The following is a 14,831-nucleotide window of genomic DNA, read 5'->3' as shown; positions in this document are numbered from 1 at the left end:
GCCCGCCCCCAACGCGAACGGCCCGGGTCCCCCTCGGGGGAAACCGGGCCGTTCGCGTGGTGCGGGTGATTACGCCTCGGGGGCGGCCACCGTCTTCTTGGCGCGGGTGCGGCGGGGCTTGGCCGGGGCTTCCGTCTCGGTCACCGGGGTGGCCTCGACGGTGTCGACCGCGGCTTCGGCCTTCTTGCGCGTGCGGCGGGGCTTGGCGGGGGCCTCGGCCTCGGCCTCGGTGGCGGTCTCGACGATCGCCTCGGGGGCGGTGACTGCCTTCTTGGCGCGGGTGCGGCGGGGCTTGGCCGGGGTCTCCGTGTCGGCTGCGGGGGTGGCCTCGACCGTTTCGGTCACGGCTTCGGCAGCCTTCTTGGCGCGGGTGCGGCGGGGCTTCGCCGGGGCTTCCGTCTCGGTCACCGGGGCGGCTTCGACGGTGTCGACCGCGGCTTCGGCCTTCTTGCGCGTGCGGCGGGGCTTGGCGGGGGCCTCGGCCTCGGTGGCGGTCTCGGCGATCGCCTCCGGGGCGGTGACTGCCTTCTTGGCGCGGGTGCGGCGCGGCTTGGCCGGGGTCTCCGCCTCGGTCACCGGGGTGGCCTCGACGGTGTCGACCGCAGCTTCGGCAACCTTCTTGGCGCGGGTGCGGCGCGGCTTCGCCGGGGCTTCGGGCTCGGCCACCGGAGCGGCCTCCACCGTCTCGACCACGGCTTCCGCGGCCTTCTTCGTCCGCGTACGCCGCTGCTTCGCCGGGGCTTCCTCCACCGCGACCGCGGCGGCCGGCGCCTCGGCGACGGCGGACATCGCGGCGTTGGCCGCGGCCTTCGCCGCCCGGGCCAGCTCGATGGCCGCGGACTCCGGCGTCAGGAAACCGATCTCGGAGTCCGGGTCGGCCTTGCGCACCCGACGGCGGCGCGCCTTGGGCTCCACCGACGCGGCGACGGCCTCGACGACCGGCGCCGTACGACGACGCGACTGCGCCTTGACCTGCGACGTGACCTGCGCGGGTGCGGGCTCGGCCCGCACCGGCTCGGCGACGGGCTCGGTGACCGCGACGGCGGCCGGTGCGGACTCGACGACCTGAGCGGCGGCCACCGGCGCGGCCGACGGCGCGCCCACGCGGGCACGGCGACGACGGCGCGGCGTACGCGGCTCGGTCACGGCCGGCTCGTCCGGGGCCGCGACGGGCGCCGGCGCGCTCGCGACGGTCTCGGTCCCCGAGGTACCGCCCCGGGTGCGGCGGCGCTGACGCGGCGTACGCGTACGCTCCGGGCGCTCCTCGGTGACGACGGGAGCGGCGGCGGCCTTGCGGCCACGGCCGCCGGTCTCGCCCAGGTCCTCGACCTCTTCGGCGGCGAGCCCGGCGCGGGTGCGGGCGCCCCGGGGCAGCACGCCCTTGGTGCCCGCCGGGATGCGCAGCTCCTCGAACAGGTGCGGCGACGTGGAGTACGTCTCCGGCGGGTCGGGGAACTTCAGGTCGAGCGCCTTGTTGATCAGCTGCCAGCGAGGGATGTCGTCCCAGTCCACCAGCGTGATCGCGATGCCCTTCTTGCCCGCGCGGCCGGTGCGGCCGATGCGATGGAGGTAGGTCTTCTCCTCCTCGGGCGACTGGTAGTTGATGACGTGCGTGACGCCCTCGACGTCGATGCCGCGCGCGGCCACGTCGGTGCAGACCAGCACGTCGACCTTGCCGTTGCGGAAGGCGCGCAGCGCCTGCTCGCGGGCGCCCTGGCCGAGGTCGCCGTGGACCGCGCCGGAGGCGAAGCCGCGCTTGGCCAGCTGCTCGGCGATGTCGGCGGCGGTGCGCTTGGTGCGGCAGAAGATCATCGCGAGTCCGCGGCCCTCGGCCTGGAGGATGCGCGCGACCATCTCCGGCTTGTCCATGGAGTGGGCGCGGTAGACGAACTGCTCGGTGTTGGCGACCGTCGTGCCCTCGTCGTCCGGCGACGTGGCGCGGATGTGCGTGGGCTGCGACATGTAGCGGCGGGCGAGGCCGATGACGGCGCCCGGCATGGTCGCGGAGAACAGCATCGTCTGACGCTTCGGCGGCAGGTGCTGGATGATCTTCTCGACGTCCGGCAGGAAGCCGAGGTCGAGCATTTCGTCGGCCTCGTCCAGGACGAGCGCCTTGACGTGGGAGAGGTCGAGCTTCTTCTGGCCTGCGAGGTCGAGCAGACGGCCCGGGGTGCCGACGATCACGTCGACGCCCTTCTTCAGGGCCTCGACCTGGGGCTCGTACGCCCGGCCGCCGTAGATCGCCAGCACGCGCACATTGCGCACCTTGCCGGCGGTCAGGAGGTCGTTGGTCACCTGCTGGCACAGCTCGCGCGTCGGCACGACGACGAGGGCCTGCGGCGCGTTGGTGAGCTTGTCGGCCGTGGCCCGGCCCGCCTCCACGTCGGCGGGGACGATGACCCGTTCCAGGAGCGGGAGGCCGAAGCCCAGCGTCTTGCCGGTGCCGGTCTTGGCCTGGCCGATGATGTCGGCGCCGGAGAGCGCGACGGGGAGCGTGAGCTCCTGGATGGGGAACGGGGACACGATGCCCACGGCTTCAAGGGCTTCGGCGGTCTCGGGAAGGATCCCGAGCTCTCGGAACGTAGTCAGGGTGCTGCCTCTTCTGTGAGACGCGGTACGGAGGCGAACGCGGCGGGTCGTACCGTGCCCATGTCGTCCGGCGGGAAGAATTCGACCGGGTTCGGTCGGGGTGCCGGGTGGCGCGGGACCACTGCCGTCGCTCAAGCGCTCGTGCCGCTGAGGGATCCCTCTTGGGTGGCACGTGGGGGAACGTGCCCCGCGGAGGGCTGTCGGGTCGGAGCCGACCGGAGCAACCGACCGGGCATCCTCATTCGTGCGGCCCGTCGAATACTCGGCAGGCGCATTACCACTGTACCCCGGATTCGCGCATGTGTGTCGGGAGAATTCGCGGGACGGGTGCGACCGGTGTGATCGAGTAGGCCCTTACAGGGTGCCCCGGGCGGGCTATTGTGCGGCTTATGGAGACGTCTGACAACGCCACTACGGCCGAAGAAATCACCCCGGAGCCCGAGCGCACCGGTATCGCCGCCCAGGACTGGGCGACGGCCTCCGCGGTGCCCCAGTACCGCGCGGCGGTGGTGGACCTCCTCGGCGCCCTCGCCTACGGCGAGCTCGCGGCCTTCGAGCGGCTCGCCGACGACGCGAAGCTCGCGCCGTCCCTGGCGGACAAGGCGGAGCTGGCGAAGATGGCGTCCGCGGAGTTCCTGCACTTCGAGCGTCTGCGCAACCGGCTCGCGGAGATCGACACCGAGCCGACGGCCGCGATGGAGCCCTTCGCCAAGGCGCTGGACGACTTCCACCACCAGACCGCGCCGTCGGACTGGCTGGAGGGCCTGGTCAAGGCGTACGTGGGCGACTCGATCGCGAGCGACTTCTACCGCGAGGTCGCCAGCCACCTGGACTCCGACACCCGCTCCCTGGTGCTCGCGGTGCTCGACGACACCGGGCACGGCAACTTCGCGGTGGAGAAGGTGCGGGCGGCCATCGAGGCGGACCCGCGCGTCGGCGGACGACTCGCGCTGTGGGCGCGTCGCCTGATGGGCGAGGCGCTTTCGCAGGCCCAGCGGGTGGTCGCCGAGCGCGACGCGCTCTCCACGATGCTGGTCGGCGGCGTGGACGGGGTGGCCGCGGGCTTCGACCTCGCTGCGGTGGGCGAGATGTTCACCCGGATCACCAAGGCCCACACCAAGCGGATGGCCGCGCTGGGGCTCGCCGCGTAGGTTTGCTGGTGCCGCCTACGCCGCCGAGCGGCGCAGGCGGCGCGTGGGGCGCAGCAGTAGCGAGAGCAGGACGGCCGCGACGAAGACGGCGCCGAGTACCGTCGTGATCCCATGGCCGGGGCCGACCGCCGAGTGGGTCAGGAAGGCGCCGAAGAGACCCGCGAGCGGGCCCGCGCCCAGCACGACGCGGCGGTCGGGAAGCCGGTGGGACAGCCGGGCCGCGGCCGCCCACGCGAGCGCGAATCCCAGCAGGACGGAGCCGAGGGCTTCCAGAAGCATGTGCGTCGCCTCCCAGGGTGTGCAGGGCGGAACAGGTCACAGCCGTCCTACCCGAGCCTCGCGGAACGCAACCCTCCCCTCACCGGGAGGAAGCAAGCCGCGCGATCCCGGGCGCCCTGGCGTGCCTCGGCTTCCCGGACCTGCTGGACGCGGCGGACCGGGCGGTCCACCCGGCAGAGACGCCGGACACGACGAAGGGGCGCCGCCAGATCTCCCTGGCGGCGCCCCTTCGACGATGACGCCTGCTACAGCGCGCCGAAGCCCACGCGGCGGACCGAAGGCTCGCCGATCTCCACGTATGCGATCTTGTCGGCCGGCACCAGGACCCTGCGGCCCTTGTCGTCCGTGAGGCTGAGCAACTGCGCCTTGCCGGCGAGGGCGTCGGCTACCGCGCTCTCGACCTCCGCGGCGGTCTGCCCGCTCTCCAGAACGATCTCCCGGGGCGCGTGCTGCACACCGATCTTGACCTCCACGGCTATGTCCCTCCGACCTCGTGCGGTGCGCGGTCAGCCGCGCCGTACGCTGCACACATTAGCCCGGAGAGGCGACCGGAAATGGCCGGTCGCTGAACGCCAGGAGCGAACAGAATCCAGGAATGACCGCGCGACGGCCGCTCAGTGGCCCTCGGTGCCGTGCAGCGGGAAGCCGGCGATACCGCGCCAGGCCAGCGAGGTGAGCAGCGTGACGGCCTTGTCGCGCGGGATGGTCGACTCGCTGGAGAGCCAGTAACGGGCGACCACTTGCGAGACCCCGCCGAGACCCACGGCGAGCAGCATCGACTCGTCCTTGGACAGGCCGGTGTCCTCGGCGATGACGTCCGAGATCGCTTCCGCGCACTGGAGGCTGACCCGGTCCACGCGCTCGCGCACGGCGGGCTCGTTGGTCAGGTCCGACTCGAAGACGAGGCGGAACGCGCCGCCCTCGTCCTCGACGTACGCGAAGTAGGCGTCCATCGTCGCGGCGACGCGGAGCTTGTTGTCCGAGGTCGACGCGAGCGCGGTGCGGACCGCGTGGAGCAGGGACTCGCAGTGCTGGTCGAGCAGGGCCAGGTACAGCTCCAGTTTGCCGGGGAAGTGCTGGTAGAGCACCGGCTTGGAGACGCCGGCGCGCTCCGCGATGTCGTCCATGGCGGCCGCGTGGTAGCCCTGCGCGACGAAAACCTCCTGGGCCGCGCCCAGGAGCTGATTGCGGCGGGCCCGGCGCGGCAGGCGCGTGCCTCGCGGGCGCGCCGCCTCGGTCTGCTCGATGGCTGTCACGCCGCCTCCCAAAGTTGTTCTGGTGCGCGATGCACGCGCGCCGCCATCGTACTTTTGGGTAACCCGGCTGTGCGCGGTGCGAACGCAGAATTTCACGGACCGGACGCGCTGGGTAGCCGGAGGTACGGGGAGGAACCGGCACACATCACCGGTAGTCGTCCTCGTCGAGGGCGACCACCCGGGCCTGTTCGACGGCGTCCGCCTCGTTGGCGGCGGCCGGGTCGACGCCGGTCAGCGGGTCGTCGTGGCTGGGTCGTACGTCCGTGCGCTGTTCGGCCGCGTCCGCCTCGGGGGTCTCCTCGGACAGCTCGGCGGTGGCGGTGTCGACGGACTCTTCCTGGAAAGTTTCCGGATCGCTGGGATCGACCGGCATGACTGCTCCCTTTTCGTCCACTTCGAGTGATTCGGGGGCTTCCTTACGAGCCTAGGAGTTCCCCGCGCGAGCCGCTACATCCCCCCGCATCCCGCCCGCCCCTTCCGCGGCGCCGAGCCGTTTCCCGCCGGACGGCGTGAACGCCCTGCGGCCAACGATCCGTATACGCCCACGCGCCCCCTGTCGGGCCCGACGCCGGTGTGATACTCCGGCCCTACTCCTGCGAGAGGAACGGATCGTGACTTGTACGAAGTGCGGCCAGGCGATGACCAAGACGCAAGACGGCTGGTGGATCTGCTATCCCTGCGGGACGTCCCAACCGGGATGACCCGCTGCCCACGCTGCGCCGCCCAGCTCGCGCACGGGGCGGGGGACTGGTGGCAGTGCGTCCAGTGCGAATTCGAGATCGAGCACGGCGCCCTTCAGTACCACGAGGTGCTGTCAGCGGCGTTCGAGGAGCACCCGGCCGCGTTCTTCGCGTACGTCCTTCAGCGCCGCGACGAACTGCGTGAGGACGAACCGGCCTGGCAGCGCCGCCCCGCCGCCTGAGGGGGCGCCCGGCGTCCCCGCGGCGCCCCGCCCCGGACCGTCAACCGCCCTCCAGGTCAACGGGGTCGGATAGTAGGATCATCACGAACGCATAACCGTACGTCCCTGACCTGCGCCGATTCATCAGAGAGAAGCATTTGCCGCATGTCTTCGACCGAGTTGCCGCAAACCCCCACCGCTGCCGCCCTGGCGCCACGGGTGAGCCCGGTCGGGGCCGCCGAGGGCGAAGAGCTGCGCTCGGTGAGCCTGCCGGGGCTCACCCTGGCGATCAGGTCCCGGCCCGCGAGCGGCACCGGTCCCGAACCGGCGCTGTACGTCCACGGGCTCGGCGGTTCGTCGCGGAACTGGTCGGCGCTGATGCCGCTGCTCGCCGACCGGCTCGACGGCGAGGCGGTCGACCTGCCCGGCTTCGGCGACTCCCCGCCGCCCGACGACGGCAACTACTCGCTCACCGGGCACGCCCGCGCCGTGATCCGCCTGCTCGACTCCTCGGACCGGGGCCCGGTGCACCTCATCGGCAACTCGCTCGGCGGCGCCGTCGCGACCCGCGTCGCGGCCGCGCGCCCCGACCTGGTGCGCACCCTGACGCTCATCTCGCCCGCGCTGCCGGAGATCCGCGTCCAGCGCGGCGCCTGGCCGACCGCGCTTGTCGCGCTGCCCGGCGTGGCCTCCCTGTTCGCCCGGCTCACCCGGGGCTGGAGCGCCGAGGAGCGCACCCGCGGAATGATGGCGCTCTGCTACGGCGACCCGGCGCGGGTGAGCCCCGAGGGGTTCGAGGTGGCCGTGCGTGAAATGGAGCGGCGTCTTCAACTACCGTATTTCTGGGACGCGATGGCCCGCTCGGCCCGTGGCATCGTGGACGCCTACACGTTGGGCGGCCAGCACGGGCTGTGGCGGCAGGCGGAGCGGGTGCTGGCGCCGACGCTGCTCGTGTACGGGGCGCGCGACCAGCTGGTCTCGTACCGGATGGCCCGGCGCGCGGCGGCCGCCTACCGTGACGCGCGTCTGCTCACGCTGCCCGACGCCGGGCACGTGGCGATGATGGAGTACCCCGAGACGGTCGCAAGGGCCGTACGGGAACTGATCGACGAGAGCGGCGGCGACGCCGGCCGCCGTGACGACCGAGACAACAGGAGCTGATCCGGGGCGTGGGACGACACAGCCGACCCAAGGGCTCCAGCGGCGCGGACCCGATACCCGAGGCGCGCGTGACGCCGCCGGCGGAGCGGCCGGGCCCCCCGCCCGGCGGCCGGCGCAGACGCGACACCCAGGACGGCGGCCCCGGTGACGGCGGCGGGACCTGGCCCAGGGACGCGGCCCTCCACCCGGAGCAGGCCCGGCCGCAGGACCCAACCCGGCGCACCGAGTCGGCGTGGCCGCACGACCCGGCCCGGCCGCAGGACGCGGTGCCGCGCCAGGAGCCGGCCCCTCGCCACGGTCCGGACCGGCAGCACGCCACCGGCACGCCCGCCTTCGGCACCCCGCAGGTGCGCGGCGGACACCCCCAGCACCACGAGGGCGGAGAGCCCGAGCGGCACGCGAGGCCGTACCCGCTCCAGCAGGGCGCCGCGGGCCGCATACCGGGACCGCGCCGCGCCTACACCGAGGCATTCGACGGTCCCGGCGCGACCGGCGCCCCTCGCACCGCGGGCATCCCCGCGCCCGCCAAGGGTGAGCCCGGGACGCCCGCGCCCGACGCCACGGACAACACCTCCCGGGCGACCGGGACTTCCCGGACGGACAAGGACGCCAAGGGATCCGAGGGGTCCAAGGACGTCAGGGCAGCCGGGGCAGCCAAGGACGTCAGGGACGTCAGGGACGTCAGGGACGTCAGGGACGCCAGGGACCCGGCGGGCTCCAAGGTCTCCAAGGGGCGGACGTTCACCGGGATCGCGGCCGCCGCGGTGACCACCGTGCTCGCGGTCGTCGTCGCCGGGCAGGTCACGTCCGACGGCGGCAAGCACGAGGTCGCGAGCCAGTCGGCGAGTGACAAGGGCCGGGCGGACGACGGCTCGGCCTCCCGTGGCAGCGGCCGGTCCACGCCCCAGGTGGCGCCGGCGGCGCAGACGTACGACCAGAAGATGGCCGAACAGTTCCCCCTCGACGCGAACCTCAAGGGCTTCGGCGAGTTCGAGCCGGTGCCGGGGGCCGACCCCGCGCCGGGCAAGGGGATCAAGTACCGCTACCGGGTCGACATCGAGAAGGGACTCGGCCTGGACGGCGCTCTGTTCGCCGAGGCCGTGCAGAAGACCCTGAACGACGACCGCAGTTGGGCGCACGCCGGGAAGATGACCTTCGAACGGGTCTCCTCGGGCAAGCCGGACTTCGTGATCACGCTGGCCAGCCCCGGTACCACCGGGGTCTGGTGTGCCAAGTCGAGTCTGGACACCACCGAGGACAACGTCTCCTGCGACTCGGCCGCCACCGACCGCGTGATGATCAACGCGTTCCGCTGGGCTCAGGGCTCGGAGACGTACGGGTGGGGGAAGGCGATGCTGACGTACCGGCAGATGCTCATCAACCACGAGGTCGGTCACCGGCTCGGCCACGACCACACGAGCTGCCGCAAGGCCGGCACACTCGCGCCCGTGATGCAGCAGCAGACCAAGACCCTCGACCTCAATGGGATCCAGTGCCTGCCCAACCCGTGGGTGTATCCCACGAGTTGACGCCGACGCGGCGCGACATGTCCAGTATGTGGGACGGCTGTCTCGTTCTCGATTGACAGGAGAACAGCCGTTCGTCCATATTTCTGGACATGTCGCACCGTCACGCCACCACCGAACGCGCCGCCATCGAGCTGGCGCTCATCGGCGTGACCGGGCACAGCGTGGCTGACATCCTCTGTAGCTGACGCGGTCCCGAGCGCGTCGACTCATCCTTTCCCCTTTTGCGCCCGGGCATCGCCGTGCCTTCGCACGGCCTTGGCACGCGGGCGCAGCCACCCCCTCCCCACCTCCGGTACGGGTTCAGTGCTGCGGTCTCCCGCGTCCGCCGCCTGCCCGGCAGTCACCGAGAGGTCTCCTTTCTCCATGCGTTACACGTCCATTTCGTCGGGAAATGTCGTAAGAGCGGCCGCAACGGCCGTGGTTCTCGCCATGGGCGCCGTCGCCTGCGGCCCCGAGGGCGGCGACGCCGCGAACACCGGGTCGGCGGCGTCCGGTACGCCCCACAAGGGCGGGACGCTCAGCGTGCTCAACAACAAGGCACAGACCGATTTCGACCCCGCCAGGCTCTACACCTCCGGCGGCGGCAACATCCCCTCACTCGTCTTTCGCACCCTGACCACCCGCAACCGCGAGAACGGCGCCGAGGGCACGAAGGTCGTTCCCGACCTCGCGACCGACACCGGCCGGCCCAACGCGGACGCCACCGTGTGGACGTACACGCTCAAGGACGGCCTCACGTACGAGGACGGCAGTCCGATCACCACCGCTGACATCAAGTACGGCATCGAGCGCTCCTTCGCCGCCGAACTCTCGGGCGGAGCACCGTACTTGAGGGACTGGCTCGTCGGCGGCGCCGCGTACGAAGGTCCCTACAAGGACGGCGGCAAGGGCCTCGGCTCCATCGAGACGCCCGACGCCAAGACCATCGTGTTCCACTTGAACAAGCCCGAGGGCGAGTTCCCCTTCCTCGCCACCCAGACGCAGTTCGCGCCCGTCCCCAGGGCCAAGGACGACGGCACCAAGTACGAGGAGCACCCCGTCTCCTCGGGCCCCTACAGGGTGGCCAGGAACGAGAACGACGGCGAGCGCCTGGTCCTGGAGCGCAACCCCCACTGGTCCGAGGCCACCGACACCGAGCGCAAGGCCTACCCCGACACCATCGACGTACGCTCCGGTCTCGACCGGGCCGTCATCAACCAGCGGCTCTCCGCCTCACAGGGCGCGGACGCCGCCGCCGTCACCGCCGACGCCGACCTGGGTCCGGCCGAACTCGCCAAGGTCGCCGGCGACGAACGGCTCGCCGGGCGGGTCGGCACGGGGCACTTCGGCTACACCGTCTACATCGCGTTCAACCCGAAGGTGAAGCCGTTCGACGACCCCAAGGTCCGCCAGGCCATCGCGTACGCCGTCGACCGCGGCTCCGCCGTCAACGCGGTGGGCGGATCCTCGCTCGCCGAGCCCGCCACCACCTTCCTGCCCAACCAGAAAGCGTTCGGGTACACCCCCTACGACCCGTTCCCGGCCGGCCCCTCGGGCAACGCGGCCAAGGCGAGGGAGCTGCTGAAGGAGGCGGGCCACCCCGACGGGCTCACCGTCACGCTCACCCACGCCAACGCCAAGGGCAGGGCCGATGGGCCCGACGTCGCCACCGCCCTCCAGGACGCCCTGAAGAAGGCCGGCATCACCGTCAAGCTCCAGGGGCTCGAAAACAACGACTACGACGACACCGTCGCCAGCGTGGCCAAGGAGCCCGGCTTCTTCCTGCGCGGCTGGGGTGCCGACTGGCCCTCCGGCGGGCCGTTCCTCGCGCCGGTCTTCGACGGCCGCCAGATCGTCAAGGACGGGGCCAACTTCAACACCGGTCTTCTGGACGACCCCGCCGTCAACAACGAGATCGACGAGATCAACAAGCTGACCGACCCGGCCGCCGCCGCACCGCGCTGGGGAGCGCTCGACAAGAAGATCGGCGAACAGGCCCTGGTCGTACCGCTGTTCCACCCGGTCTACAAGCGGATCGTCGGCAAGGACGTCAAGAACGTCGTCATCAGCGACTGGACCGGCGTGCTCGACATCTCACAGGTGGCGGTCAAGTAGCCATGTCCCAAGCTCTGTTGGCCCCCCGGGCGGGCGCCGGCGCGCCCGCACCCGGCGGCCGTCTCCTGTGGCGGCGGCTGCGCGCCCAGCGCGCGGTCACCGTCGCCGCCGCCGTCTTCGCCCTGCTCGTCGTGGTCGCGATCGCCGCGCCCCTGCTCACCTGGTGCGAAGGTCAGGACCCCAACACCTACCACCCCGCCCTCGTCGACTCGGCGAGCGGCGGCGTGCCCATCGGCCCGTTCGGCGGGGTGAGCGGCGAGCACTGGCTCGGTGTCGAACCGGGGACCGGCCGCGACCTGTTCGCCCGGATCGTCTACGGCGCCCGCGTCTCACTCGGCGTCGCCTTCGTCGCCACCCTCGTCCAGGTCGCGCTCGGCGTCGGGCTCGGCCTGTTCGCCGCGCTCGGCGGAGGCTGGGCCGACCGGATCGTCAGCCGCGTCAGCGACGTGGGAGCCGCCCTGCCCGGGCTCGTCATCACCCTCGGCCTGCTCGCCGTGGCCCCCGCCTCGATCCCGCGTCCCGTGCTGATCACCCTGTTCATCGCCGGGCTCGGCTGGATCGGCATCTCGAAGATCGTCCGGGCGGGCGCCCTCGCCCTCAAGGGCCTCGACCACGTCTCGGCGGCCCGGCTCAGCGGCTGGGGCACCTGGGCGATCGCCCGCCGCGAACTGCTCCCCGCGCTGGCCGCGCCCGTCATCACGTACGCCGTGCTGCTCGTCCCCGGCAATATCGTGGCCGAGGCGGCGCTGTCCTTCCTCGGCGTCGGCATCAAGCCGCCCACGCCGTCCTGGGGCCAGATGCTCACCGACGCCAACACCTGGTACCAGGCGGCCCCGACCTATCTGCTCCTGCCGGCCGGACTGCTCTTCGCCACCGTCCTCTGCCTGACGGTGCTCGGCGAGGGAGTGCGCACGGCCCTCGACCCGAGGGCGGCCCAGCGCCTGCGCGCCGGCACGGACACGTCCCGCGAGGAGGAGGCACGGTGACGTACTCCACCGGACTCACCGGATTCGCGCTGCGACGGATCGCCGGAGCCGTCCTCGTGCTCGTCGCCCTCTCGGTCATCGTGTACGCGGTCTTCTACGTGGCCCCCGGCAACGTCGCCCAGATCGTCTGCGGCGCACGCTGCTCTCCGACACAAGTGGCCCTGGTCCACGACAAGCTGGGCCTGAGCGACCCGCTGTACCTGCAATACGCCCACTTCGTCCAGGGCATCTTCGCCGGCCGTGACTTCCCCACGGGTACGGGAGCGCTGCACTGCTCCGCGCCCTGCCTCGGCCAGTCCTACCGCACCGACCAGCAGGTCACCGGCCTCATCATCGCCAAGCTCCCGGTGACCGGCTCGCTGGTGGCCGGCGCGTTCGCGCTGTGGCTGCTCATCGGGGTCGGCGCCGGGGCGCTGTCCGCGTGGAAGCGCGGGGGAGCCCTGGAGCGGCTGCTCACCTGGCTGACCCTGGCCGGCACGTCCACCCCGGTGTTCGTCATCGGCCTGCTGCTGATCATCGTCTTCTGCTCCACCTTGCAGTGGTTGCCGTTCCCGCAGTACGTGCCGTTCACGGACAACCCCGAGCAGTGGTTCTGGGGCCTGCTCCTTCCGTGGTTCTCGCTGGCGCTGATCGAATCGGCCAAGTACGCGCGGCTGACCCGGAGTTCCATGCTGGAAACGCTCGCCGAGGACCACGTGCGGACGTTCCGGGCGTACGGGCTCACCGAACGGGCGATCGTCGGGCGCCACGCGCTGCGCGGTGCCCTCGCCCCGGTCATCGCGCTCAGCGCGCTCGACGTCGGCACGATGTTCGGCGGCGCGGTGCTCACCGAGTCACTGTTCGGCATCCCCGGCATCGGGCGCCAACTCGTGGAGTCGGTGCGCACGGTCGACCTGCCCGTGGTGGTCGGCGTGACTCTGACCACCGGATTCTTCGTGGTGCTTGCCAACGCGGTCGCGGACGTCCTGTACGCGATGGCGGATCGAAGGGTGGTGCTGTCATGACCGAGCCGCTGGTGGAGGTGGCCGGTCTCGGCATCTCGTTCGGCGAGGTACGGGCCGTGGACGGCCTCTCCTTCACGCTCGGGCCGGGCGCGGCGCTGGGGGTCGTCGGTGAATCCGGTTCGGGCAAGAGCGCGTCGGCGTACGCCCTGCTCGGCCTCCACCGGGGCACGGGGGCGCGGGTCACCGGCTCGGTCCGGGTGGCCGGGGTGGACGTGATGTCGGCCACCGACGCCGAACTCCGGGCTCTGCGCGGGGGCTTGGCGGCCATGGTGTTCCAGGACCCGCTGTCCTCGCTCGACCCGTACTACGCGATCGGGGATCAGATCGCCGAGGTGTACCGGGTGCACAAGGGCGGCTCGCGGCGGGCTGCCCGGGCCCGGGCCGTCTCCGTCCTGGACCGGGTCGGCATCCCGGACGCGGCACGCAGGTCACGCTCGCGGCCGCACGAGTTCAGCGGCGGGATGCGGCAGCGGGCGCTCATCGCGATGGCGCTCGCGTGCGAGCCGCGTCTGCTGATCGCGGACGAGCCGACGACGGCGCTCGATGTGACCGTCCAGGCGCAGATCCTGGATCTTCTGCACGACCTGCGCCGCGAGACGGGCCTCGGGCTGCTGCTGGTCACCCATGACGTGGGGGTTGCGGCCGAGAGCGTGGAGGAGGTCCTGGTGATGCGGCGGGGCAGGGAGGTGGAGCGGGGCCAGGTGGGCGCGGTCCTCGCCGCTCCGAAAGAGCCCTACACCAAGGCGCTGCTGTCGGCGGTCCCGAGGCTGCGTCCCGCCGGGGCCCCGCCCCGGGCTCCGTCCGTACCCGAAGGGCGCTCGTCCTCCGACGCCCCACGCGCTGAAAGCCCCTCCACGGCCGGCGCCGCCGGGGGCCGGGTGCGGCCCTTCGCCGCCGGTGGCAGGCCCGTTATCGAGGCCGTCGGGGTCAGCCGGACCTTCGGCCGGGGACGCGCCGCGTTCACGGCCGTCGACGACGTCAGCCTGCGGGTCCACCGGGGCGAGACGCTCGGCATCGTCGGGGAGAGCGGAAGCGGCAAGACCACGCTGGGCCGCATGCTCGTGGGCCTGCTCGAACCCGGCGCCGGGCACATCACCCGTACCGGCTCCGCGCAGATGGTCTTCCAGGACCCCCTCTCCTCCCTCAATCCCCGGCGCTCCGTCGGCGAATCCGTGGCCGACCCGCTCCGCGCCGCCGGTGAACGCGACCATTCCCGGATCCGCGCGCGCGTCGCCGAGCTCCTGACCCGCGTCGGACTCGACCCGGACCGCTATGACGCCTATCCGCACGAGTTCAGTGGCGGACAGCGTCAACGCGTCGGTATCGCACGGGCCCTGGCCGCCGAGCCGGAACTGATCGTCTGCGACGAGCCCGTGTCGGCCCTCGACGTCACCACTCAGGCCCAAGTCGTCGCTCTGCTCGCCGAGTTGCAGCGCGAACTCGGTCTCGCGCTGGTCTTCGTCGCCCACGACCTCGCCGTCGTGCGGCAGGTCAGCGACCGGGTGGCGGTGATGCGCCGGGGCCGGATCATGGAGGAGGGCGCGGTGGACGCGGTGTACCGGGCGCCGAAGGACCCGTACACCCGGGAGCTGCTTGCGGCCGTCCCCTCCTTGGACCCCGCGGCGGCCGCCGCCCGCCGTGCCGCCCGTCACCCGTCGCCGCCCAAGGACGCCCGTGGCGTAGCCGAGAGTGAGCGACGCGTCCCTTAGCGCGACCGAACGCCGCCGGGTTGAGAAAGTTACGTGCATTCACCCCTTCCGGTGGCGGGGCGGGCCACCCCCCCGCGCCCCCCCCCCCCCCCCCCCCCGTGTTTTCCCCCCCCCCCCCCCCAGGCCCACCCCGGCCCCCCCCCACCGCGGTACCGGGGGGGGCCCCACCGGT

At 72.3% G+C, this 14,831-nt stretch carries 14 protein-coding genes; 9 read left to right on the top strand and 5 right to left on the bottom strand.

The annotated features are described in order from the left end of the window. Nucleotides 1-69 precede the first annotated feature (69 nt). The gene (locus ACFYM2_RS24460) at nucleotides 70-2,670 is read right to left on the bottom strand and encodes a DEAD/DEAH box helicase (protein WP_388839099.1); all 2,601 of its coding nucleotides are present in this window, start codon (nucleotides 2,668-2,670) and stop codon (nucleotides 70-72) included. A 308-nt stretch (nucleotides 2,671-2,978) separates the two neighbouring features. On the opposite strand from ACFYM2_RS24460, the gene ACFYM2_RS24455 reads away from it, so the two are divergent. Further along, nucleotides 2,979-3,740 carry a ferritin-like fold-containing protein gene (locus ACFYM2_RS24455; RefSeq protein WP_350232518.1) on the top strand — a complete coding sequence of 254 codons (762 nt, stop codon included), beginning with the start codon at nucleotides 2,979-2,981 and terminating at the stop codon, nucleotides 3,738-3,740. A gap of 15 nt (nucleotides 3,741-3,755) precedes the next feature. Here the strand turns inward: ACFYM2_RS24455 and ACFYM2_RS24450 are convergent, their stop codons facing one another. The 4 genes from ACFYM2_RS24450 to ACFYM2_RS24435 all read right to left on the bottom strand — a co-directional run bounded on the left by ACFYM2_RS24450 (nucleotide 3,756) and on the right by ACFYM2_RS24435 (nucleotide 5,648). Next, nucleotides 3,756-4,019 carry a hypothetical protein gene (locus tag ACFYM2_RS24450; protein WP_358998635.1) on the bottom strand — a complete coding sequence of 88 codons (264 nt, stop codon included), beginning with the start codon at nucleotides 4,017-4,019 and terminating at the stop codon, nucleotides 3,756-3,758. A 245-nt stretch (nucleotides 4,020-4,264) separates the two neighbouring features. Then, nucleotides 4,265-4,492 carry a DUF3107 domain-containing protein gene (locus tag ACFYM2_RS24445; RefSeq protein WP_358998632.1) on the bottom strand — a complete coding sequence of 76 codons (228 nt, stop codon included), beginning with the start codon at nucleotides 4,490-4,492 and terminating at the stop codon, nucleotides 4,265-4,267. A gap of 141 nt (nucleotides 4,493-4,633) precedes the next feature. Further along, nucleotides 4,634-5,275, bottom strand: a complete 642-nt coding sequence (locus ACFYM2_RS24440) for a TetR/AcrR family transcriptional regulator (RefSeq protein WP_328309922.1) — start codon at nucleotides 5,273-5,275, stop codon at nucleotides 4,634-4,636. Between the two features lie 145 nt (nucleotides 5,276-5,420). Beyond that, on the bottom strand, nucleotides 5,421-5,648 hold the full coding sequence (locus ACFYM2_RS24435) for a hypothetical protein (protein WP_350232522.1): 228 nt from the start codon (nucleotides 5,646-5,648) through the stop codon (nucleotides 5,421-5,423). Nucleotides 5,649-5,972: 324 nt separating this feature from the next. Between ACFYM2_RS24435 and ACFYM2_RS24430 the strand changes: the two genes are divergently transcribed. From ACFYM2_RS24430 to ACFYM2_RS24395, 8 genes are all read left to right on the top strand, one after another. Continuing rightward, on the top strand, nucleotides 5,973-6,197 hold the full coding sequence (locus ACFYM2_RS24430) for a hypothetical protein (protein ID WP_358998628.1): 225 nt from the start codon (nucleotides 5,973-5,975) through the stop codon (nucleotides 6,195-6,197). A 144-nt stretch (nucleotides 6,198-6,341) separates the two neighbouring features. Beyond that, nucleotides 6,342-7,337, top strand: a complete 996-nt coding sequence (locus tag ACFYM2_RS24425) for an alpha/beta fold hydrolase (RefSeq protein ID WP_388839038.1) — start codon at nucleotides 6,342-6,344, stop codon at nucleotides 7,335-7,337. Between the two features lie 8 nt (nucleotides 7,338-7,345). Further along, complete coding sequence (locus tag ACFYM2_RS24420; RefSeq protein ID WP_388839035.1) at nucleotides 7,346-8,866, top strand: DUF3152 domain-containing protein; 1,521 nt, start codon at nucleotides 7,346-7,348, stop codon at nucleotides 8,864-8,866. An 89-nt stretch (nucleotides 8,867-8,955) separates the two neighbouring features. Beyond that, nucleotides 8,956-9,051, top strand: coding sequence for an Ms4533A family Cys-rich leader peptide (locus ACFYM2_RS24415; RefSeq protein WP_358998619.1), 96 nt, complete (start codon nucleotides 8,956-8,958; stop codon nucleotides 9,049-9,051). A 178-nt stretch (nucleotides 9,052-9,229) separates the two neighbouring features. After that, nucleotides 9,230-10,960, top strand: a complete 1,731-nt coding sequence (locus ACFYM2_RS24410; RefSeq protein WP_388839033.1) for an ABC transporter substrate-binding protein — start codon at nucleotides 9,230-9,232, stop codon at nucleotides 10,958-10,960. 2 nt (nucleotides 10,961-10,962) lie between these two features. After that, nucleotides 10,963-11,946, top strand: coding sequence for an ABC transporter permease (locus ACFYM2_RS24405; protein WP_388839030.1), 984 nt, complete (start codon nucleotides 10,963-10,965; stop codon nucleotides 11,944-11,946). Beyond that, complete coding sequence (locus tag ACFYM2_RS24400; RefSeq protein WP_388839027.1) at nucleotides 11,943-12,950, top strand: ABC transporter permease; 1,008 nt, start codon at nucleotides 11,943-11,945, stop codon at nucleotides 12,948-12,950. The genes ACFYM2_RS24405 and ACFYM2_RS24400 overlap by 4 nt, the downstream gene beginning before the upstream one ends. Beyond that, nucleotides 12,947-14,659, top strand: a complete 1,713-nt coding sequence (locus ACFYM2_RS24395; RefSeq protein WP_388839024.1) for a dipeptide ABC transporter ATP-binding protein — start codon at nucleotides 12,947-12,949, stop codon at nucleotides 14,657-14,659. Before ACFYM2_RS24400 ends, ACFYM2_RS24395 begins: the two co-directional genes overlap by 4 nt. The last annotated feature ends 172 nt before the right edge of the window (nucleotides 14,660-14,831 follow it).

It is taken from the genome of Streptomyces sp. NPDC006711 (genome assembly GCF_042869775.1).
GTDB lineage: Bacteria > Actinomycetota > Actinomycetes > Streptomycetales > Streptomycetaceae > Streptomyces.
The sequence above is the reverse complement of the archived record's forward strand: the minus strand, read 5'-3'. Positions and strand labels throughout refer to the sequence as shown.

Bases quoted from the DNA above. Each gene is read 5' to 3' on its own strand.
- ACFYM2_RS24455 (WP_350232518.1), top strand. From the start codon at position 2,979: ATGGAGACGTCTGACAACGCCACTACGGCCGAAGAAATCACCCCGGAG.
- ACFYM2_RS24450 (WP_358998635.1), bottom strand. From the start codon at position 4,019: ATGCTTCTGGAAGCCCTCGGCTCCGTCCTGCTGGGATTCGCGCTCGCG.
- ACFYM2_RS24435 (WP_350232522.1), bottom strand. From the start codon at position 5,648: ATGCCGGTCGATCCCAGCGATCCGGAAACTTTCCAGGAAGAGTCCGTC.
- ACFYM2_RS24430 (WP_358998628.1), top strand. From the start codon at position 5,973: ATGACCCGCTGCCCACGCTGCGCCGCCCAGCTCGCGCACGGGGCGGGG.
- ACFYM2_RS24425 (WP_388839038.1), top strand. From the start codon at position 6,342: ATGTCTTCGACCGAGTTGCCGCAAACCCCCACCGCTGCCGCCCTGGCG.
- ACFYM2_RS24415 (WP_358998619.1), top strand. From the start codon at position 8,956: ATGTCGCACCGTCACGCCACCACCGAACGCGCCGCCATCGAGCTGGCG.
- ACFYM2_RS24410 (WP_388839033.1), top strand. From the start codon at position 9,230: ATGCGTTACACGTCCATTTCGTCGGGAAATGTCGTAAGAGCGGCCGCA.
- ACFYM2_RS24405 (WP_388839030.1), top strand. From the start codon at position 10,963: ATGTCCCAAGCTCTGTTGGCCCCCCGGGCGGGCGCCGGCGCGCCCGCA.
- ACFYM2_RS24395 (WP_388839024.1), top strand. From the start codon at position 12,947: ATGACCGAGCCGCTGGTGGAGGTGGCCGGTCTCGGCATCTCGTTCGGC.